Source organism: Vibrio sp. 5S239, from assembly GCF_041439575.1.
In the GTDB taxonomy this organism is placed as follows: domain Bacteria; phylum Pseudomonadota; class Gammaproteobacteria; order Enterobacterales; family Vibrionaceae; genus Vibrio; species Vibrio kanaloae.
Map to the genome: position 1 here is coordinate 505089 of NZ_JBGOOM010000001.1, position 22167 is coordinate 527255.

Annotated in this window: 17 protein-coding genes; 10 read left to right on the top strand and 7 right to left on the bottom strand. The window is 43.6% G+C overall.

From position 1 onward, the window contains the following. Positions 1-39 precede the first annotated feature (39 nt). The 3 genes from ACED48_RS02135 to ACED48_RS02145 form a co-directional block, all read right to left on the bottom strand. A complete protein-coding gene (locus ACED48_RS02135) occupies positions 40-774 on the bottom strand; it encodes an RNA methyltransferase (protein WP_017058009.1) in 735 nt (244 codons plus the stop codon). Between the two features lie 174 nt (positions 775-948). Continuing rightward, positions 949-2001 carry an aldo/keto reductase gene (locus tag ACED48_RS02140; RefSeq protein ID WP_032547975.1) on the bottom strand — a complete coding sequence of 351 codons (1053 nt, stop codon included), beginning with the start codon at positions 1999-2001 and terminating at the stop codon, positions 949-951. Between the two features lie 354 nt (positions 2002-2355). Then, complete coding sequence (locus tag ACED48_RS02145) at positions 2356-2502, bottom strand: hypothetical protein (protein ID WP_017058011.1); 147 nt, start codon at positions 2500-2502, stop codon at positions 2356-2358. Positions 2503-2848: 346 nt separating this feature from the next. Between ACED48_RS02145 and pepT the strand changes: the two genes are divergently transcribed. The 3 genes from pepT to ACED48_RS02160 all read left to right on the top strand — a co-directional run bounded on the left by pepT (position 2849) and on the right by ACED48_RS02160 (position 5569). Further along, positions 2849-4081: a peptidase T gene (gene pepT, locus ACED48_RS02150; protein WP_017058012.1), complete on the top strand. Its 1233-nt coding sequence runs from the start codon at positions 2849-2851 to the stop codon at positions 4079-4081. 76 nt (positions 4082-4157) lie between these two features. Further along, entirely contained in the window at positions 4158-4625 is a 468-nt protein-coding gene (locus ACED48_RS02155) for a DM13 domain-containing protein (RefSeq protein WP_017058013.1), read from the top strand. Between the two features lie 101 nt (positions 4626-4726). After that, positions 4727-5569, top strand: coding sequence for a mechanosensitive ion channel family protein (locus ACED48_RS02160; protein WP_017058014.1), 843 nt, complete (start codon positions 4727-4729; stop codon positions 5567-5569). 96 nt (positions 5570-5665) lie between these two features. On the opposite strand, the gene ACED48_RS02165 is transcribed toward ACED48_RS02160, so the two are convergent. Further along, complete coding sequence (locus ACED48_RS02165) at positions 5666-6109, bottom strand: dCMP deaminase family protein (protein WP_017058015.1); 444 nt, start codon at positions 6107-6109, stop codon at positions 5666-5668. A gap of 259 nt (positions 6110-6368) precedes the next feature. Between ACED48_RS02165 and ACED48_RS02170 the strand changes: the two genes are divergently transcribed. The 3 genes from ACED48_RS02170 to ACED48_RS02180 all read left to right on the top strand — a co-directional run bounded on the left by ACED48_RS02170 (position 6369) and on the right by ACED48_RS02180 (position 11642). Continuing rightward, positions 6369-7505 carry an efflux RND transporter periplasmic adaptor subunit gene (locus ACED48_RS02170; RefSeq protein ID WP_017058016.1) on the top strand — a complete coding sequence of 379 codons (1137 nt, stop codon included), beginning with the start codon at positions 6369-6371 and terminating at the stop codon, positions 7503-7505. 11 nt (positions 7506-7516) lie between these two features. Next, a complete protein-coding gene (locus tag ACED48_RS02175) occupies positions 7517-10669 on the top strand; it encodes an efflux RND transporter permease subunit (protein WP_017058017.1) in 3153 nt (1050 codons plus the stop codon). Between the two features lie 286 nt (positions 10670-10955). Further along, positions 10956-11642 (top strand): MaoC family dehydratase, encoded by a 687-nt coding sequence (locus ACED48_RS02180; RefSeq protein ID WP_017058018.1) that lies wholly within the window; start codon positions 10956-10958, stop codon positions 11640-11642. Between the two features lie 114 nt (positions 11643-11756). Here ACED48_RS02180 and ACED48_RS02185 read toward each other — a convergent pair whose 3' ends face one another. Further along, positions 11757-12572, bottom strand: coding sequence for a phosphate ABC transporter substrate-binding protein (locus ACED48_RS02185; protein WP_017058019.1), 816 nt, complete (start codon positions 12570-12572; stop codon positions 11757-11759). A gap of 253 nt (positions 12573-12825) precedes the next feature. Here ACED48_RS02185 and ACED48_RS02190 point away from each other — a divergent pair, with 253 nt between their 5' ends. Then, positions 12826-13188: a DUF3024 domain-containing protein gene (locus ACED48_RS02190; RefSeq protein ID WP_017058020.1), complete on the top strand. Its 363-nt coding sequence runs from the start codon at positions 12826-12828 to the stop codon at positions 13186-13188. Between the two features lie 99 nt (positions 13189-13287). Here the strand turns inward: ACED48_RS02190 and ACED48_RS02195 are convergent, their stop codons facing one another. Together ACED48_RS02195 and rnb are read right to left on the bottom strand one after the other, a co-directional pair. After that, on the bottom strand, positions 13288-14112 hold the full coding sequence (locus tag ACED48_RS02195; protein ID WP_017058021.1) for a helix-turn-helix transcriptional regulator: 825 nt from the start codon (positions 14110-14112) through the stop codon (positions 13288-13290). 127 nt (positions 14113-14239) lie between these two features. Next, positions 14240-16246, bottom strand: coding sequence for an exoribonuclease II (gene rnb / locus ACED48_RS02200; protein WP_017058022.1), 2007 nt, complete (start codon positions 16244-16246; stop codon positions 14240-14242). A 308-nt stretch (positions 16247-16554) separates the two neighbouring features. On the opposite strand from rnb, the gene ACED48_RS02205 reads away from it, so the two are divergent. The 3 genes from ACED48_RS02205 (at position 16555) to ACED48_RS02215 (ending at position 21850) form a co-directional block, all read left to right on the top strand. Then, positions 16555-18633, top strand: coding sequence for a DEAD/DEAH box helicase (locus ACED48_RS02205; RefSeq protein ID WP_077681346.1), 2079 nt, complete (start codon positions 16555-16557; stop codon positions 18631-18633). A gap of 703 nt (positions 18634-19336) precedes the next feature. Beyond that, entirely contained in the window at positions 19337-20530 is a 1194-nt protein-coding gene (locus ACED48_RS02210; RefSeq protein WP_017058024.1) for an acetate/propionate family kinase, read from the top strand. Positions 20531-20911: 381 nt separating this feature from the next. Further along, on the top strand, positions 20912-21850 hold the full coding sequence (locus tag ACED48_RS02215; protein ID WP_139151194.1) for a hypothetical protein: 939 nt from the start codon (positions 20912-20914) through the stop codon (positions 21848-21850). Positions 21851-22167 lie beyond the last annotated feature (317 nt).

A 22167-nucleotide genomic window follows, 5' to 3' on the forward strand; every position in this document is an offset into this window, starting at 1 on the left:
ATATCTGAACACTGTCGATTGGCTAGTTAGCTTAGAGGTCTAGCTGTGCTGACGACGCATGTTGTCGAGAATGATACCTGTCGCCATTGCAACGTTCAAAGACTCCGCGCCACCGAATGCTGGAATCGTAATCTTATCAGTCACGTATTTAGCCGCGTGGTCACGAATACCGTGAGACTCGCTGCCCATCAACAAAATACCGTTGGCAGTAAACTCAGTCTTATGAACACTTTCGCCTTCTAAGAAAGCACCGTAAACAGGTAGATTCGCTTGCTCTAAGTAAACTGGCAAGTCAGTTTGGCTTACGTGTACACGTCCAAAGCTGCCCATGGTCGCACTGATCGTTTTAGGGTTGTATGGGTCTGCGCAATCGCTGCTCGCAATGATATGCTTAATGCCATACCAGTCTGCCACGCGAATAATCGTACCTAGGTTGCCAGGATCTGAAACGCCATCAAGCGCAATCATCAGTCCTGTTGCTTCTGGTAGTTCAAACGTTGGGATCTCAACAACCGCAATCGCGGCATTGTTGCTTACCAAAGTGCTCGCTTTGGTGAGGTCATCCAGCGAGGCTTCAACACAATCAAACTCAATCAGTGAAGCATGATTTTCAGATAAGAAATCAGCAGTAGCAAAGACGTTCTTCACCACTAAGTCACTATTGAACAGCTCAAGAACGTTCTTTTCACCTTGAACTAGAAACAGGCCGTGGGCTTTACGTTGTTTCTTTTGGCCCAAAGCACGAAGGAGTTTTAATTGGTTTTTTGAAATCATGTTTTTATCCTAGATATAAGCCCGCGCATTATAGAGCAAAGGTTGGATAACCAAAAGCGTGATAGCTCAATGCGATCCATATAAAAAGCAAAAGCGATCCACTTAAAAAAGAAAAGCGCACTAAATAGCGCGCTCTTATGGGATTCACTCACCTAAGTTAAGCTGAACTGCACCCTAATACGGAGCAGGATAGCGCTTAAAGACCGTGTTGATATCAGTCAGGATCTCTTCTGAAAGCGGCTTACTGAAAGCGGCTACGTTTTCTTTAAGCTGTTCCATGGTGGTTGCACCAATAATGGTCGAGGTAACACCGTCGACTTGATTACACCACGCTAATGCAAGCTGACTCGGAGTGAACCCGTGAGCGTTTGCCACTTCAACATAGCCTTTAACCGCTTCATTGGCAGATTCAGTATCACGGAAAATGCCTTTACGCTGCATGTATGTCCAGCGGCTACCTTTTGGTCTTGCGCCATCAATGTACTTTCCACTCAACATACCTGCGGCTAAAGGTGACCACGGCAGGTAAGCGACGTCTTCATGCACACAGTTCTCAATTAAATATGGCCAATCTTTCGCGTGTAGTAGGCTGAATTCATTCTGAATCGAGACCATTCGTGGCAAATCATGTTTTTCACTTAGCTTAAGATACGTGTTAATGCCCCAAGTGGTGTCATCTGAAAGACCGACATGGCGGATCTTACCCGCTTTAATACAGCTCGCTAATGCTTGTAGGATCTCCAACATCTCCGCTTCATGCTGTTTTCGGTCGATATCGCTGAATCGAATGTGATTTGGGATATGTTTGCCAAAGTGAGGTGTGGTGCGATTTGGCCAATGAAGTTGATAAAGGTCGATATAGTCTGTTTGAAGGCGTTTTAATGATGCATCAACGGCTGCAATCACTGCTTCACCGGTTATCGGGCCACCATCTCGAACCCAAGGAAGCCCTGGCCCGGCAATTTTGCTCGCAATGATCAACTCTTGGCGACGCTGTGGGTTACGCGATAACCAGTTACCAATGATTGCTTCTGTTTTGCCATAGGTATCTGGAGAAGGTGGAACCGCGTACATCTCCGCCGTATCGATAAAGTTAATACCTTGGCTTAATGCGTATTCGATCTGTTGGTCGGCTTGCTGTTGCGTATTTTGTAGCCCCCAAGTCATGCTACCAAGGCAGATACGGGAAACGGGAATTTGACTACTTCCTAGTTTTGAATATTCCATTGAATTAGGGATTCCTGTGGTTAAGTTCTCTGGTACTCGCATAAAATCATTTGAAAAGACGGCGAGTGAGGAATGAAAACGAATATGAATTATTAGCACAAAATTGCACGACAAGGTATGGCTGGGGGATGTTTAATGAGTCATTTTTCAGCGCGATAAGCTAGCGTGTGTCATGCGTGAAAATACATTCGCGAGAAATTACGAGCCGAACGGTGAGCGAGAAGTGAAGAACAAGAGGTATTGAGCGAAGGTTTAATGATCCGTTTTTGTTGGGGGCGGGGATGAAAATACATCAAAAATAAAAAAGCTCTACAGGATAGAGCGTAGAGCTTTTTTATAGGGGTCTTTATTGAGTTACGAGGTCGCGTTTGTGTCTAACCCACCCTGGGTCTGCGCCTGTCTTAGAGCTTCTTGCCTTTGAACTTCTTTCTCAGTCAATATTGGTTGAAGCGTTTCCTCAGAGGCTTGAGGAGAGAAAATAAAATACTTATTAATCGTCATAACTGTGTCTCCGTGTAACGTATGACAGATACTGCATGAAGGATAAACCGTGATCATCATCCCCTTTGTACTTTTTTAGGCTGAGAGCGGAGGGCGTAGAATGCGTACAAAGTCATCATTTATCATCCTTATACAGGGTGTAACTGACGAAACCTTCTTTTTACAGTATAGGCGGCTCATTTAACTTCGTTCAACAATGATTTAGAGCAATTACATACGCGGTCAGGGGCGTAAGATGAAAACCTCGTGACTGACTCTACGTAAGTAACTCTTCAATAATAAATTACTTAACTACATTTATTATTAAGTCAGTGAACCAATTACTTAATCCATGGTGAGATGAATTATGGAAAAGCTTGTCGAACGCTTTCTGAATTACGTTACTTTTGATACCAAATCCGATCCCTCTCATCCGCTATGTCCAAGTTCGCCGGGTCAAACCACGTTTGCTGAAGCCTTAAAGTCAGAATTGAATGAATTAGAGTTAGCTAACATTTCTTTAGATGAAAATGGCTATTTGATGGCGAAACTGCCATCGAATGTCGATTACCCAGTGCCAGCGATTGGTTTTGTGGCGCACATGGATACCGCTCCTGATGCTTCTGGTGCGAACGTGAAACCGCAGGTGATTAAAGATTACCAAGGCGGATCCATTGAACTAGGAGCAAGTGGTGAGTGCTTAACCCCGAGCCAATACCCAGACCTCGATGCTCTGCACGGTCATGACCTGATCACGACCGATGGTACGACTCTGCTTGGTGCCGATAACAAAGCGGGCATCGCTGAAATCATCAGCGCGATTGCTTACCTGAAAGCGAATCCAGACATCAAACATGGCGATATTTGCATTGGATTCACGCCAGACGAAGAGATTGGCCGCGGTGCGAACCTGTTTGACGTTGAACAATTTGGCGCCGAGTGGGCGTACACCATCGACGGTGGGCCAGTAGGGGAATTTGAATTTGAGAACTTCAATGCCACGAGCGCTGACGTTATCTGTCATGGCGTGAACGTTCACCCGGGTACCGCAAAAGGTAAAATGGTGAACTCGATGAATATAGCGGCGCAATTCCAACTGATGATGCCAACGCAAGAAACACCAGAATGCACCGAAGGTTATGAAGGTTTTTATCATCTGAAATCGGCTGAAATGGGCGTGGCTCGCTCTGAACTGGGTTACATCATCCGTGATTTTGAGCGTGATGGCGTAGAAGCGCGTAAGATATTCATGCAGCAGAAAGTGGATGAACTGAACGAGCGTCTTGAGAAAGGTCGTGTCGAGTTAGTGCTAACAGACGGCTACTTTAATATGAAAGAGATGGTTGAGCCGCATCAACATATTATTGAGTTGGCGAAGCAAGCAATGATTGAGTGCGATGTTGAGCCAATGATCAAGCCTATTCGAGGCGGTACAGACGGTGCTCGCCTATCATTCATGGGTTTACCCTGCCCGGATATCTTTACTGGCGGTTATAACTTCCACGGTATTCATGAGTTCATTACCATTCAAGGTATGGAACAGGCAGTGAAAGTGATTGTTGAGCTGTCTCAACGTACTGCTTTGTACTACCAAAAATAGCAGCTTATAACGCGATATCTCTTTGTATTTTTGGGACTATTCAATAATACTCTCTTTAAGTATAAGGGAGTACGCGATGAAAAAGTTAGTTTTACTTTGCACCCACCTAGCCGTGGGTGTTGTTGGTTTTGGGCTTGGTGTTTACGCCTTACCTATCTTAATTGAGCCTGATTCTCCATCTTCGAGTTCAGTTGAAGCTATCTCACAACAAGCTATTTATACGGGCGAATTTAGCAAAGATCGCCAAGACAGTGATTTCTTGCATTGGGGAGTGGGCATCGTCTCGGTGTCTGAAAGTGCGATTGCGTTTGAAGGCGAATTGGCTCCGGGGCCTGACTACAAGGTTTATCTCTCACCTAAGTTTATTGAAACTGAGCAAGCCTTCAATGACAGCAAGAGCAAGTTACTTAAAGTCGGAGATGTGAAAACATTCGACCGATTTATGGTAGAGCTTCCCGAAGGTGTTGATTTTAATAGATTTAATACCGTAGTGATTTGGTGTGAAACTTTTGGCCAGTTTATTACTTCTGCCAAGATAAAATGATAGCCTAATAGCTGATATCAGCATGAAAGAGCGTTCTACAATTGAGTGCTTTTTCATAGCGCAGTTTTTCGCTAATCGTTGTAATGCTAAAGGGATAAGTAATGGAAAAGATGTGGCAAGTAATAGACTTCCTACTCACTCATAAGTTTATTTTTAGTGCTCTGATCATTTGCATTATTTTGATCATTCGCCGAATCACTTTGTCTCAAATTCGAGGTGATGTTGCTTTTCTAAGCGAAGACCAACGTAATTGGATGTCACGAACTAAGAACGGTACGGTTGCCGTGGTTGTGTTTACGATGTTTGTTTTATGGAAATCTGAAATCAGCGAATTTGCACTGTCGGTAACCGCTATTGCTGTCGCGATCGTTGTAGCCTCGAAAGAGATTATCTTGTGCTTCACTGGCTCAATTCAACGGGCAAGCTCACGTTCATTTCGAATCGGTGATTGGATTGAGGTAGGGAAAATAAGTGGTGAGGTGATAGAGCATAATCTGATGGCGACTGTGATCCAGGAAATTGATCTTTATCATGGGCAATATCACTTCACAGGTAAGACAGCAACACTACCCAACAGTATGTTTTTCACTTATCCCGTGAAGAACCTTAATTTCATGAAGCGGTACGTCTATCATAATTTTTCAGTGACGGTGAGGGACTTTGTCAACTTGTATCCTATGTTGCCGGATCTTACCGTTAAAATTGAAGAGCATTGTGAAGAGTTTATTGATGTTGCGCGTCGTTATAACGGTATGATTGAGAAACACGCAGGTGTCGATCTTCCAGGCTCAGAACCTCATATCCACATCACTAGCAGCCCTACGGGTGAGCAAGAAGTTCACTTTATGATTTTCTGCCCAACCGAAAAAGCGGTCCACCTAGAGCAAGATATTCGCAAAGATTTTATGGAAGCGTACGCTGAAGAGTTTCCTGTTACCGCTTAATCCTCGTTTTTGTGAATGAAATTAGCCGAATAAAAAGAAAGCCGAGAGCGATATAATCGACTCTCGGCTTTTTTGTCTGTTTCTAATCAATCGAGATTAGTCTAAGTCAGCAATTGGCAACCAATCGACTTGCACGCCAGCTTGTTCGAACATATCTTGGCTAACTTTGATTTTATCTCCCCAACGAGAAAGGAAGTCTTCACTTTGCTCAGGACAGTGAACCGCGGAGATACCCGTTTGGATGATCTTTGCAGCACAGTTTGGACAAGGGAAGTGAGTCACCCAGATTTCACAACTGTCTAAATCACGCTTAGCGAACAAGATTGCGTTTTCTTCTGCATGCAACGTTTTTAGGTATTTCATTTCACGATCATCAGTATCAGCACTATCAGATACGCCATGAGGGTAGCCGTTAAAGCCTACTGAAACGATACGGTTGTGTTTGGTGATGACAGCACCAACTTGAGTGGATGGATCTTTACTCCAAGAGCCAACCAGCTCTGCCATTTGATAGAAACGTTTAGCCCATTTTGAAATCATGAGAATTACCTTAAGTAATTAAATATGAATGCTTATGTTGGAAGATACATGATGTTAGTCAAAACACCTAGTTACTAAGCGCGAGAAAGGTTCATTTGAGGCAAATTTGTTATCTATTTGTAAGTGTTTTATAAGCATCAGGTTGCCCGTTACACGTTGAAACACTTTTCAAGTGATAATTGATACTCCTCGGACATTTTAGACATTTGTGTTACGTAACTTTTATGCTGTTCAATTTCTCATAAGTGACGGTATAACCATGCGTAAAAAGTTAATCCTTACGGCTCTTGCAAGCTCTCTTATTCTTGCTGGGTGTGGGCAAGATGCTCAAAATGCCAAGCAAGCGCCATTACCTCTCGTAGCTGTACAGGATGTTAGCGTCGTTTCTCACCAACAAAGTAAGTCGTACATCGGTCGTATTGAAGCGGTTGAAGACACGGCAATTACTGCACAAGTCTCTGGCTACCTGCAAAGCCGCCATTTCAACGAAGGTCAAATGGTCGAAAAAGGGCAACTGCTTTACTCGATTGAGCCTTCATCATTTGAAGCTGAAGTCGCAAGTGCTAAAGCGGCTGTTGCTCAAGCTAACGCCAATCTTAAGAAGGCTGAGCTAGATTTTAACCGTGGTAAGAACCTACTTCCTAAAGGCAGTATTTCTCAATCGGAATTCGATGCTTTAACTGCAAACTTGTTAGGTTCTCAAGCACAGCTTGAAGCTGGTCAAGCTCAGTTAAATGCTGCTAACGTTCAGCTTTCTCATACTAAGATTGTTGCGCCTTTCTCTGGACGTATTAGTGATACCAAAGTCAGCACGGGTGACCTAGTTTCTCCATCTTCCGGCGTATTAACGACTTTAGTTAGCTTAGACCCAATCCATGCATCGTTCAGCATTAGTGAGCGTGAGCGTATCGAGCTAGGTATGGATCGTATTGAAGGTGACGGTACTGGTGACAGTGAGCGAGTGGAAGTTCAGATCATGCTTGAGAATGGTGAAGCGTTCGAACACCTAGGTCAGCTTGACTTCTTGGGTAACCGTATCAACCTCAATACTGGTACGATCGCGATGCGCGCGATTGCTGATAACCCGAATCAACAACTACTTCCAGGACAACACGTTCGTGTTGATCTACGTGAAAAACAATCTATTGATGTAGTGACCATTCCTCGTCGCGCAGTGCAGACCGACCTCGAAGGTGACTTCGTGATGGTATTGGTTGAAGGCGAAGCTGAACCCGTTGCTGAGCGTAGAAACATCGAGATGGGTCGCCAGGTTGAAGGTGGCGTGATTGTTCGCTCTGGACTAGAGAGGGATGATGCGGTCATCACTCAAGGCTTACAGCGTGTGCGTAACGGTATGTCTGTTCGCATTCAAGCTTCTGCTGAACAAGCTGAGTAAGGGGGCTATTTATGTTAAGTCGTTTCTTTATTCAAAGGCCTAAGTTTGCCCTTGTCATATCCATAATATTAACGCTGGCGGGTGCGATCTCTCTCGCTATCTTACCAGTGGCCGAATATCCAAAAATTAGCCCCCCATCGGTCAGTGTATCGGCATTCTACGCAGGTGCCAGTGCTGAAGTGGTGGAACAGGCGATAGCTGACCCCATAGAAACGTCGGTTAACGGTGTAGAAGATATGATCTATATGTCTTCCAAAAGTGCGAACGATGGTTCATTCAACCTTAACGTGACCTTTGATGTTGGTACTGATCCAGATATGGCTCAGGTCAACGTTCAAAACCGAGTGGCTCAAATCGAATCGAAGCTTCCACAAGAAGTTAGAATGGTAGGTGTAACGGTTAAGAAGCGTTCACCTGACCTGTTGATGGTATTGAATTTCTATTCGCCAAACGGTGAGTACGACGACCAGTTTCTTATCAACTACATCAACTTAAACGTTAAAGACCAGTTAGCGCGTGTTACTGGTATTAGTGAGGTGAATGTACTGGGTGGTGGTGAATACGCAATGCGTGTTTGGTTAGATCCTGAAAAAATGGCTAACCTCAATATCACCACCTCTGATGTGAATCGTGCGTTGGCAGAACAGAACGTTCAGGTAGCGGCTGGCCGTATTGGCGCAGCACCTTATAACAACGCGCAAGAAGTGCAGTTCAACTTGGTAACAAAAGGCCGACTAGAAACGGCTGATGAGTTTGAAAATGTAGTGCTTCGCGCAAATCAAGACGGTTCGACGGTTTATTTAAAAGACGTGGCGCGTGTTGAGCTTGGTAAAAAGTTCTACGATGGCAATGGTAAATACCGTGGTCAAGACGCTTCAATCGTAGCACTGTCACTTCAGTCAGACGCGAATGCGCTGGAAAGTGGCCAAGCGGTAATGGCGATGCTAGATAATCTAAGTAAGAACTTCCCTGAAGGCTTTGCTTATGAAGCGAGTTATGACACCACACTGTTCGTTGCTGAATCGATCAAAGGGGTAGTAAAAACGTTGATCGAAGCTATCTTACTGGTTATTGCGGTGACGTACCTGTTCTTGGGTAGTGCTCGTGCGACCTTGATTCCTGTGGTCGCGATTCCCGTATCTTTGATTGGTACTTTTGCTGTTATGCAGATGACGGGTTTTACCATTAACACGGTAACCCTGTTTGGTTTGATATTGGCGATTGGTATCGTAGTCGATGATGCGATCTTGGTTATTGAAAACGTTGATACCACAATGGCAAAAGATCCAACGATTTCACCACGTAAAGCCACGCTTATCGCGATGAAAGAAGTAACGGGTCCGATTATTACGTCTACTTTGGTACTGTTAGCGGTATTCATTCCAGTCGCGATGCTGCCAGGTATTACCGGCATCATGTATCGTCAGTTCGCTCTGACTATCTGTATTGCAGTTGTTATCTCTTCTATTAACGCTCTAACGTTGTCACCAGCACTGTGTTCATTGGTTCTTAAACAGGGCGGTGGTAACACAGCACGTTGGTATCAAGCGTTTAACCGTGGTCTTGAATCCGTAACTAACAAATACGGTCAAGTTGCAGGTTTCTTAGTCAAGAAAGGCGTTCTGCTGTTCACTTTCTTCGTTGTTGCTTTGGCGGCTGTTACTTACTTCGCGAAAACCACGTCTACGGCATTTGTACCTCAAGAAGATAAAGGCATCTTGCTGGTTAACGTGCAGCTTCCTGACGCGGCATCACTGTCTCGTACAGAAGATGTCACCGAGCAATTGCTAGAGATGGTTGAGCAAGAACCGGGAGTTTATGGTGTGACACTGGTGAACGGCTACGCATTCATGACGGGCGCTTCTGCTTCAAATGGTGCGTCGATGTTCATCAAGCTTCACGATTGGGACATGCGTAACGCATTGGATGGTCAGCATTCTGCGCAGGCTATCTCACAACGTATTAATGGCCGAGCAGCGACTGAACTGCCTCAAGCTATTGTGTTTGCCATGGGGCCTCCTGCAGTGCCGGGCATGGGTGCAGCGTCTGGATTTGAGTTTGTTCTAGAAGATACATTAGGGCGTAGCCGAACTGACCTGGCGATGGTAATGAATGACGTGATTGCTGAGGCGAACAAACAGCCTGAGGTTTCACATACGTTCAGTACTTTCCGTGCCAACGTTCCTCACTACTATGTCGATATCGACCGTGAGAAAGCACAACAGTTAGGTATTCCATTGTCGGAAATTTTCCAAACTCTGCAAGGTAATCTTGGTTCGCTGTACGTGAATGATTTCACCATGTTTGGTAAGAACTTCCGCGTAACCATGCAAGCTGACAGTGAACACCGTAGCAGCATGGATGACCTACAACGATTCCATGTACGTTCGTCTAATGGCGAGATGATCCCGCTAAGTACGCTTGTGACTTACGACCAGATCTTTGAACCAGATGTCGCATGGCGTTACAACATGTACCGCAGTGCCGTGATCCAAGGCCAACCAGCGCCGGGTTATTCAAGCGGTGATGCGATTGCTGCAATGGAACGTGTAGCCGCAGAAGTCTTACCTCAGGGTTATCAGTATGAATGGACAGGCATGGCTTACCAAGAAGTACTAGCCGGTAACCAAGCTATCTTTGCTTTCGCACTGGCTCTGATTTTCATTTACCTGTTTATGGTGGCTCAATACGAGAGTTGGACAATCCCGATCGCGATTATCTTAGTGGTACCGGTTGCAACCTTAGGTTCCTTCTTAGCGTTGAACCTGACAGGTACACCGTTGAACCTCTATGCACAAATTGGTTTGGTTCTTTTAATAGCCTTGGCCGCGAAGAACGCAATCTTGATTGTGGAATTTGCAAAAGTAGAGCGTGAAGAGAAAGACGCACCGATTGAAGATGCGGCGGTGAAGGGCGGTACGCTACGTTTCCGTGCTGTGAACATGACGTCTTGGTCGTTCATCTTAGGTATTTTCCCACTGATCTTCGCTGCGGGTGCCGGGCACGTGAGCCAGAACTCTTTAGGCATCTCACTGATTGGTGGTCTGCTATGTGTGTTACTGGCAGGTACGTTCTTAATACCAGGTTTCTACGCATTCGTGCAACGTAAGCGTGAAAAAGCACACGGTGGCAATACCAAGTTGATTCCACTCGATGATGAATAAACGAGTTATTCATATATAAAAATTAAGACTTAGTGTAGAGCTAGGTCTTTTTTATTCATATTTGGAATGGCAAGTCTTGTTTATATAACAAAATGTTTGTTATGTGACGGAACTAACACTCTAATTGGGATTGTCTAATAAAATGATGTTTTATTTATAAGTGGTTGTTTTAAAATTAAAAAACAATGTTGAGCTAACGGTTGTATGCTCGAAAATGTTTGCACAATAATGTGAAGTGTTTCAAAATTAACGGATTGTATTGAATTTTTTGTGAATTGAGGTTCTGATGAAAGTCATTGATTTATTTAAACACCGAGGCGATAGCATGTCTTCGCAACACTCAGAGTTTATGCAATGGATGTCTCCAGCTCTTAGAGATTACTGGGACGACTTTCTTAATCGTACGCAAAATAGCCATTTCTTTGCGTGGGTTCGTGATCACCATAAACCTGCAGTAAATGAAGATACACCAGAGATGCCGATAGAACAGCCGATCGTGTTAAAGCCAGAAGCGCAGCTTGTGTTTGATGAGCTTAACCAGAAAATCGGGCAAGTCATTCATACTGGCGACTGGATCAATGTAAGTCAAGAGCGTATTAACCAGTTCGGGCTTGTGACAGAAGATATGCAGTGGATTCACACTGAGCCTACTAAAGCAGAAACAGATTCTCCGTTCAAAACAACTATTGCACATGGTTTTTTAACCTTGTCACTGCTTCCTAGACTAACTGACAGTGTTGACCCTGATAAGTCTCAATTCCCGACAGCGAAGATGGTTGTAAACATTGGTCTTAACCAAGTACGTTTCCCATACCCTGTAAAGTCAGGCAGTAACGTTCGTGCTAAAAGTACGCTAACAAAAGTGACGCCAATTAACAAAGGCCTAGAAATTGAACGCGAAATTCGTGTAGAGATCGAAGGCATTCGTCGTCCAGGTGCTGTTATCGTTTCGGTGATTCAACTTCACTTCTAAGCGATATCTATAGATTCCTAAATAAAGAGAGAGCGTAAGGCTCTCTCTTTGTGTTTGTGCCATATCAAATCGATCTTGCCAGCATCATTAATAACATCACTAAAAGCATTTCGCTTACTTAATGCGTATGTAGCCGTACTCTTCGATAAGATCTTGCCCGCGTTTCGATGTCACGAATTTGATGAAATCTTGGCTTTCTTCAGAAACAGAGTCTGTTTTGTGCAGCAACAAGAATGGGCGAGCCAATTCATAGCTGTGATTGGCAATGTTCTTAGATGTTGGCTCTACGCCTTCAAATGTGATTGCTTTAATCGAGCGGTCAACAGAACCAACAGAGATAAAACCAATGGCGTGTGGGTTATGGTTAACAATCGTTTTCACCATGCTGTTGCTGTTCACAACCAAGTTATTTGGGTTGATGTCAGACACTAGGCGGTCATTAATGATTTTCGTTAAACCAAGTAAGCTCTCGAAGCTGTAGCGTGAACCAGAAGACGCTTCGCGAGTCACAACTGCGATAGGTTTATCTGCTCCCCCTACGGCTTTCCAGTTAGTGATTTTTCCTTTGTAGATATCGAACAACTGATCGCGAGTAACGTTACTCACAGAGTTTGAACGGTTGGTCACCACGGCCAGGCCGTCAAAGGCAATTGGAAATACCGTCAACTTCTCGTTTTGTTCAAGCTCGGTTAAGTAGCGTGAGCTCATACCGATGTCAGACACACCTTTATCAACCATGGTAATACCAGCTGTGGAACCAATCCCCTGAACCGCAATATAGTTATTAGGGTGAGTCTTGTTGTACTCCTCAGCTAATACATCCATCACTCGTGACACCGAAGTGGACCCCGAAATATTGGTTTCTTGTGCAAAAGCGGCTTGAGAAGATAGGGCCAAGGACAAAAGAGAGGCAAGCGCGACTCGTAACATAAACAACTCCTAGTGAATAATATATGTAGAGCATGATAAGTCGGTTATGTGACGCTTTTGTGAAATTCCATTTGCTCGACGTATAGCTGTTTGCTTGATGAGTGATAGCTTTCTGGGTTTACGAAAGCAAGATTCGTTTCTGGGAGCAGGGCGGGTATTTTTATTGCGTTTGTTCGCTAAAATGTTTGTTGAGTCCTAAGCTAAGTAGAGGAATTCACTACTTAGAAGTTTCTATGAAGTTACAAGGGGTGTTATGTCCGTCATTCATATAGAGCGGAATCGTCTTTTAATTGGGGCTGAAAGGATCTGTACTTCTCGAAATTGCAGCTTACCCGTAGAGCTAGGCAAGTCTCTATATGAAGAGTGTGAGAGAGGTGTACTGTTTTCTCAGGCGTATTACTTGCTTGATTCATCTCATAGCTATTATATAAATGAGATCGCCCGCGTTACCTTTGATGAGTCGCTATCTTGTTGGTGGGTGACAGTGCCACTTGAAGATGATACGGAAACAGATTCAGTGAATTGGGGACCTTATCCCTATCTTCCTAAATCGAAGGATCTTGATGCAATTCTAACTGAAATAGAAAAAGATCCTAAATCGTACTTCTGGTCATAACTCTTTTGCTTTTTGATGGTGTAATGCCAGAGTGGAATTGTCTGCATAAGCTTTTAATTAAGACACTTCCAGCGAATACGTCCAGTATCATTTTTAGACTCACGGTTTTATTTTTTGCAGTTGTGCTTGCGCTATTACTGCTCGGAAATCTTTTGGTGTTTGACCGTGATGTGTTTTAAATGCGGTACTGAAGTGAGCTGCACTTTTAAAGCCAGACTCATAGGCTACTTGAGTAATCGACTTATTCGATGTTCTGAGTTGTGTTGCAGCATGGGCAATTCGCTTTATCTTCAGTAGATTTGAAAACGACAGATTTTCAGCAGACAAGCGGCGTTTCAGAGTGGCAGGGGACATCTCCATGTAACTGGCTAGTGATTCTAACGAAATGTTGTTTTCAATGTTCTGCTCGATGTAATGTATAACCTTTTGCACCACTGTTAAACTGGAAGCTCGTGCAATGAGGACTAGTAATGCAGGGTACTTCTCTACCATTAGGGATAATAGAGCCAAACTCAGTTGAACAAGTGCATAGTCATTTTGAGAAGCCGAGTCAGCAAGCGATATGATCAGCTCTTTTAAATGAAAGATCTCAGTGTCAGTTTGATTGAACTTAAGGTACTTGCCTGGGAGTTGAGCCGAGTCTAAATCGCTGAACTGATTGATGAAATTTTGGTAAATAGCCGAGTCAAAATCTAAGCAGGTTGCGCTGAATTCACCATTTTCAGTGTTAACTGTGATGTCTTTAATCTGACCAGAATTGTAAAGTGTGAAATCGCCAGCTTGTAACGAGGCTTCAGTGCCGTTAGGCAGCATGAAAGAAATACTGCCCTTCGATACCATGAAGATACCGTTTTTTGAAATGGGGTAACGCTCCCGTTTTCTGGGGATAAAATTGCTAAACTGAGTAATAGTGATTGATGGCATAGCGTGCTTCTTTGAGGTTGTAATTTGATTGCTTATTGATTGCTTTTTTAAGTATTGTTTAAGCATGAGACATTTACAAAAAAGGCGCTAACAATTAGCGCCTTTAGAAGGTTGAACTCAGAAGAATTTAAGCTTCTGTTCCATTGGTCGTTTCAGGTTCGTTAGGTAAGTCTGCAAAAACTTGAGTAGGTTTTGCTACTAAGTTACGGTTTTCCTGATTAACTTCAGAGAGAACTACTTCTAAAATATCTCCCAGTTTGTATACCATTTCTTTATCGACAGATACAGTGCCCATATCACTGTTGCATTCGATTCTTTCTTTATTATCAATAATAAGAGAACCAGGGATAAATGCAGCGGCACCATTTTCGAGCAGGCGCACACGCATACCTGCACGGTTAATGTCGAAGATCTCTGCTTGGAAGCGAGTTTCATCTGCTGGAGCATTCGCTAGAGTACGAGCATATAACCAATCGCCTACATTGCGCTCTGCCATACCGTGGTGACGGCGGTGTAAGGCAAGCTCATCACCGATGGTTTCATCCGGTGTTTGAATTGGCGCTTTACCTAAAATGTGCGCTTTAAGCATACGGTGGTTAATCATGTCACCGTATTTACGGATTGGAGAAGTCCAAGTTGCGTAAATGTCTAAACCCATCGCGTAGTGCGGCGCAGGCTCATCGCTGATTTCGCTGTACGCTTGGAATTTACGAATACGGTTGTCGTAGTAGCTGTTGTCCAAAGAACCCAACCAACGACGTAGAGTAGCAAAACCTTCTAGAGAAACGATTTGCTCTTCAGTGAATGGTGTTTCCGTTTGCGGGTTTACTAGCTCAAGCACGTCAGCGACTTTCTCAGCCTTGAAACCAGAATGGCAGTTAAACACACCTTGGTTGAAGCTTTCTTTTAATACTCGACCTGCACAGATGTTTGCGCTGATCATAGACTCTTCAACTAACTTGTTCGCGCTACGACGCATGTCTGCATGAATAGCAACAACATCATTATCTTCGCTAAGTTCAAAGCGGTAATCGGGACGGTCAGGGAACACAACTGCGTTTGCTGAGCGCCAGGCTGAACGTGCTTGAGCGAATTGGTGTAAGTCAGAAACAATCGCAGCGATTTCTTCTGATGGTTGCCACCTCTCTGATGCGCCGGTTTCTAGCCAGTCTGATACGTTGTCGTAGGCAAGACGAGCGTGAGACTTGATGTTTGCAGCGAAGAAGTTGATGTCGTCGCCAATAACGCCATCTTTAGATACTGTTACTGTGCAACATAGAGCAGGGCGAATTTCATTCTCGATAAGAGAACATAGGTTGTCTGCGAGATCTCGAGGCAACATTGGGATGTTACGACCTGGAAGGTAAATCGTGAAACCACGCTCACGAGCTACTTTATCCATTGCGTCATCTGGAGAGATGTAAGCCGTAGGATCAGCAATCGCGATAGTCAGTTCAAAATCGCCGTTCTCTTTCTTTTTCGCGTAAAGTGCATCGTCCATATCTTTTGTGCTTTCGCCATCGATAGTCACAAAAGGTACGTGAGTCATATCTACACGTTCAAGATCGGCGTCATCATTGATCTGCCAGTTGTCGATGCCTGCAGGCTCACTGTTTGGTAGATCGTTTTGTGCCAGCGTAACCCACCAAGGAGCGATCTTATCATCAGCGTCTGTGATTTTTTCGGAGATCTGAGCCAGAAAGCCGTTGTCACCTTTTAATGGGTGCTGAACGATGTGAGCAACAACCCAGTCACCTTCTTTTAGCGTTTCAGGGTTTAATCCCTTCATTGCTTTCGCTTTAAGTTGCAGCTTTTTCAGTTGCGGGTGATCAGGAACAACGTTCAGTCGGCCTTTAAAAAGCTTAACTCGTGCGATGAAGCGAGTAAGACCTTGTTCAACCAGTTCCTCTGGCTCGGCTACTTCGCGTTCTTTCTCTGTACGAATGATGGCAATGACTTTGTCGCCATGCACACATTTTTTCATGTACGGAGGCGGGATGAAGTAGCTTGTTTTGCTATCGACTTCGAGAAAACCAAACCCTTTCTCAGTGGCTTTGATCGTACCTTCCTTTTTAGGGAGGGTTTCTTGGATTTGCTGTTTTAGCTGAGCGAGCAGAGGATTATCTTGAAACATCTTACTTTTATCTAACGAGGATACTTGAGCATACTATAATGATTGCGAGGCTCGATTACTACTTAAAGCCGAAGTGGGAGTGAATTAATTGCGCACTCATTTAAGTCTATCAATTTGACGATTGAAGCAAGCAGTGGCGAGATGTTCATCAAGTTTTGACGATATGGTAGCCAATAATGGTATAAAACCGAAAAATATGTGATGTATTTCAATTTTTTCTGGATTTTTTTATGCATTTAGGGAATAATCCGCCTCCCTTAGACGTCCCTAATGGCTTGAAGTGTTTTATTACTGCTTCGTAACTCTGAATGGAATCAGTATCTGATTGGATCAGTATTGGAATTGGTAGAGCTCCCGGGACCTTTTGTTTACTTATATATAGTGGGATCCCAATGTCCGAATCTGTAATTCAATTTAATGAATTAGCCCTAAACGATAACATTCTTTCAGCTCTTGATAGTATGGGTTTCGTTTCTCCAACTCCAATCCAAGCAGCAGCTATTCCTCTTCTTCTCGAAGGCCGTGACGCACTAGGTAAAGCACAGACAGGTACTGGTAAAACAGCTGCATTCTCTCTGCCTTTACTTAACAAAATCAACCTAAATCAACACAAACCGCAAGCAATCATTATGGCTCCTACTCGTGAGCTAGCGATTCAAGTTGCTGCGGAAATCAAAAACCTTGGCCGCGATGTTAAAGGCCTTAAAGTTCTTGAAATCTACGGTGGTGCTTCAATTGTTGACCAAATGCGCGCTTTAAGCCGCGGTGCTCATATTGTTGTTGGTACTCCAGGTCGTGTTAAAGACTTACTAACTCGTGACCGTCTACACCTAGATGAAGCGCATACATTCGTTCTTGATGAAGCAGATGAAATGCTGAAAATGGGCTTTGTAGATGACGTAACTTGGATTCTTGAGCAGGCTCCAGAAACTGCACAACGTGTACTTTTCTCTGCAACTATGCCTCCAATGGTTAAGACTATTGTTGACCGTTACCTACGTAATCCTGCACGAGTTGATGTTGCAGGTACTAATCATACCGTTGATAAAGTAGCGCAGAATTACTGGGTTGTTAAAGGCGTAGAAAAAGACGAAGCAATGTCTCGTCTTCTTGAAACTGAAGAAACTGACGCGTCAATCGTATTCGTACGTACTCGTCAAGACACTGAGCGTCTAGCTGATTGGCTATCTGCACGTGGTTTCAAAGCTGCTGCACTGCACGGTGATATTCCTCAGTCTCTACGTGAGCGCACTGTTGATCACATCAAACAAGGTGTTATCGACATCCTAGTTGCAACTGACGTTGTAGCACGTGGCCTTGATGTTCCACGTATCACTCACGTATTCAACTACGACATCCCATTTGATGTTGAATCTTACATCCACCGTATTGGTCGTACTGGCCGTGCTGGACGTAAAGGTAAAGCGATCTTACTCGTTCGCACTAACCAAATTCGCATGCTTCGCACTATCGAGCGCGTAACTAAGTCATCTATGGAAGAGATCCAACTTCCGCTACGTGATCAAGTAGCCGCAGCTCGTGTTGCTAAGCTTGGTGCTGAACTAGAAACTGAGAAAGAAAGCAAAGCAATAGAAAACTTTGCAGGTCTTATCTCTACGCTTCAAGAGTCTCTAGAAGTTGATGCTGCTACTCTAGCTGCAATGCTTCTTAAGCGTCAGCAAGGTAAGAGCCCACTATTCTACGTTGGCGAAGACCCAATGATCGCTGCTATTGAGCGTGATAAGAACCGTCGCAAAGAGCGTCGTGAAGATCGTGACAACGGCCGTGACGGTGGTGGTCGCAACTTCAATACTCAAGATTGGGATACTTACCAACTACAAGTTGGCCGTGAGCAAGGCGTTCAGGTTAAAGACATCGTTGGCGCACTAGCAAACGAACTTGGCCTAACTAAAGGTTCTATCGGTGCTATCAAGCTAGACCAAGGTTCTACTTACGTTCAACTGCCTAAAGCAATGAACTCAGAAACGGCTGGTAAGCTAAGCAAGCTTCGTATTCGCCAAAAAGAAGCTGGCGCTGTAGTTGTTGATTTCAACGACTTCCGTGAGCCTCGTCGTGGCGGCGGCGGTCGTGATGGAAACCGTGGTGGCGGTCGTGGTGGTCGTGATGGTGGCGGCTACCGTGGTAACCGTGAAGGCGGCAATCGCGAAGGTGGTAACCGTGAAGGTGGAAACGGCGGTCGTGGCGGCTACCGTGGTAATCGTGACGGTGCACGCGATGGTAACTCTGCTGGTGGACGTGATGGCGAACGTCGTTTCGACCGTAACCGTGGTGGCGATCACCGTGGTAACTTCCGTGGCGAACGTGGCCATGGCAACGGCAATGGCGGTGGTAACCGTGGTCGTCGTCCAGAGCGCAGCGAAGGTTAATTAACCTGTCTCCTAGACGCGTTAGTCTAGACCCTGAATTTAAAAGCCGAGCGTAATGCTCGGCTTTTTTGTGCCTGCTATTTGAACTTAAGCTTTGGTTGGTTCGATATATGCAGCCAGCTTACTTCAACTAAACTTCGCGCCTATAACTTATGTTATCGCTTAAACTTAGCTGTATCGCGTTCTAAGCCTATACTGAAAGAATGTGCTACAAGATACTAAAACAAAGAGTAAAGGCTATCTAAGCGACGTTATAGTGCATCTATTAGTAGAGTTGTGCTCGAAGGCAATCAAAAGAAGATCGGATCACTATTCTGAACTCCTGTGAGCTTTTTGATGTAAACACTGAGCAATTGAGAAATCGAGCAACAAACTATCAGTAATGATAAGCAGACGGAAGGGAAGGGCGGTGTTTTCTAGGCGGGTTGCCTGTATTTGTTCGAGTTGCTCTAATTAACGGAATCAAGTTAAAAATAACGTGATCACTTGTTTTCGTCACCTGTTCATTAATTTTATTATTCAACTATTTTTTAATTTCCCTCTCGAAATAAATAGTTTTATGACTAAGGTCAACTTAATTGTGTTCATTTGGTGATTTTTTCAAAACAAAAGTTGAAAGATTCAAAAAATATTGAATAATGGACTTAACTAAAATTGAAGTAAACACTTCATCCAATTCGTACTGAAACAGGATCCATATCCAATGTCTAATTCGTTTGTTCTGGTTATTAACTCGGGTAGTTCATCCCTAAAATTTGCTGTAATCGATTCTGTTTCTGGTGAAGCAGTATTAAGTGGTCTAGGGGAGTGTTTTGGTCTTGAAGATGCTCGTATGAGCTGGAAATATCAAGGCGAGAAAACTGAGATTGCCATTCAAGGTGAAGATAACCACCACAAAATTGCCATTGGTAAATTGGTTGGTCTAATGGAAGAGTTGGGTTTCACTGCTGATATCGTGGCGATTGGTCACCGTATCGTTCACGGTGGTGAGAAGTTCACTCAGACTGTTCGTATTACTGAAGAAGTAACAAATGAAATTGAAAGTCTATCAGACCTAGCACCACTTCATAATCCTGCTGGTGCTATTGGCATCCGTGCTGCGATTGAAGCTTTTCCTTCTCTACCTCAATTTGCAGTATTTGATACGGCTTTCCACCAAACAATGCCACAACGCGCATTTACTGGTGCAATAGCAAAAGAACTGTACACAGATTTCGGTGTGCGTCGTTACGGTTTCCATGGTACTAGCCACTACTTCGTTAGCCGTGAAGCTGCAAAAATGCTGAATAAGCCAGTGGAAGAATCTAGTTTCATCTCTGTTCACTTAGGTAACGGCGCATCTGTATGTGCAATCAAAGACGGTAGCAGTGTTGATACTTCAATGGGCTTCACACCACTTTCTGGGCTAATGATGGGTACACGTTGTGGTGACCTAGATCCAGGTATTATCGAATATCTACTTAAGAAAGGTTGGTCACAAGAACAAGTATTCAACTCTCTAAACAAGGAATCTGGCTTCCTTGGCGTGTCTGGCCTAACGAGCGATGCTCGTGGCATTATAGAAGCCATGGAGGAGGGGCACGAGGGTGCCAAGCTTGCATTTGAAGTATTTACCTACCGCGTAGCGAAGTACGTTGCATCTTACCTTGCAGCGCTAGATTCTCTAGACGGCATCATCTTCACGGGCGGCATCGGAGAGAACTCTCTACCAATTCGTCGCGAGATCCTAAATAACCTTAAGGTTCTTGGTTTTATTGAAGACGTTGTGGGTAATGAAGCTGCTCGCTTCGGTTCTGACGGCATCATTGCTAAGTCAGAAATGTTAGGTGCAGTAGCAATGGTTATCCCTACGAATGAAGAGTTTGTGATTGCTCAACAGTCGGTAGAACTTCTGTAATAGAATCTAAGAAAATCAGATAATGAAAAGCGAGCCCAAGTGGTTCGCTTTTTTGTTTTATATGTTCGTTAAACCATCACGAGCGATACTTTCTTCATCTAGTAGTTCTTCCAGTTAACGAGGCTAAAGCTGACTTATTTATGCTCCTTTTTAAGTTAGTGCTTTTACCTTTAAGATTCTGCTACCAAAACTTTTCCACATCAAAAGTAATCTGAAAAAGTAAGCTGTGTTTAGATATCGTTGACGAGTTTGTTGAGTTTAAGCCGAAGGTTAACAGAACGGATTGAAACTGAGGTAATTCACAATCCCTTTCTCCTCCTTAACTAACTGCCAAGATTTATGAAAATTTATGCTTAAATATTAGGAGACTAGGTGTTTATTGTGAAGATCGTAAAACTGGTGTTGACTCTCTGTTTGGTTAGCACAGTCCATGCCGAAAATTATGTTGAAATTACAGATACGGGGGAGGCTTACTCAAATAAATACTATACAATAAATGATGGTAAAAAAGACGTTCCCAAGGAAATAAGGGGAGAACTTAATTCAAGAACTAATGAGTTTTATCATGTAGCGAAAGGTCATGTTGGTAAGTTGGTTTATACAATTAAGAAAAATGATCAAGCTATATCTATAATAGATGTGTTGGGTAATTACGTTTTACACAGCCAGGACGGATGTAAACCAGCAACGGAAGAAGATTTCAAAGTATTTAGAAGAGAAGTGCAACCATTACATAGCTTTTTTGGGTATGACGTAGGTGTCGATAGTTACCTGGACGTAATAGAGAATCTAAAGCAATCTAATATAAGGTTTGAGAAAAGATGGTTTATAGGTTCTTCGAAGAGACCTGTTTTATACGTTTATGATGATCCAAGAGCGCCTGTGATTAATGGAGTAAGAGTTAAAACTCATAAAATGCAGTTTATAGATGATAGACTTTACAGTATTGAATTTTGGTGGGAACCAGAGTCTAACAAATTATCAGATAAAAATAATTTTACGTCAGCCAAAATCTACGATGGCTTAATTGATGGGTTAAAAACTAAGTATTTGAAAGACAAATCAATAGAAAATAAATTTGCTATTGCTACTGACTCAATTGGTTATGGCACCGATATAGGGCATAATTTTAATCATTTTTGGTTAAATAATTCACAGCATATTACAGTGCAACGTTGGCATAACTACCCAAATATAAAGCTAACCTATAATTCAACTAGATGGTTTAAAAAAGCAAGAGAAATTAATAAGGAGTTAAATACTCAAGCTAAAAAAGATGAGGAAAAAGCAAAGGCTAAGAAAAATGCTTCGTCATTGTAACCTGCCTAACCTAGAGACTAAAACCGAAGTAAGGGCTTAAGCCTGTATGCTAAAGGAATGACTGAATAGCCACCGAGTCAGTAAGCCTTTATCTAGACTGCCACTGCTCTCCTAGGCGATTTTCGCCTATTCTTGGATTTCACCACCAAAACTAGACAGCGACTTTTCAATACCTAAAGTCATTCATGAACCGCTAAATTAGCAAAGCCACTGATACGTTTTTGTCCAGATACCTGCCAGAGACAATCTGTCTGACAGTTATTGTCGGGTGGACGACACTTGTTACCAAGTGCCGTCTCCCTAAGAACCCAGCGTGC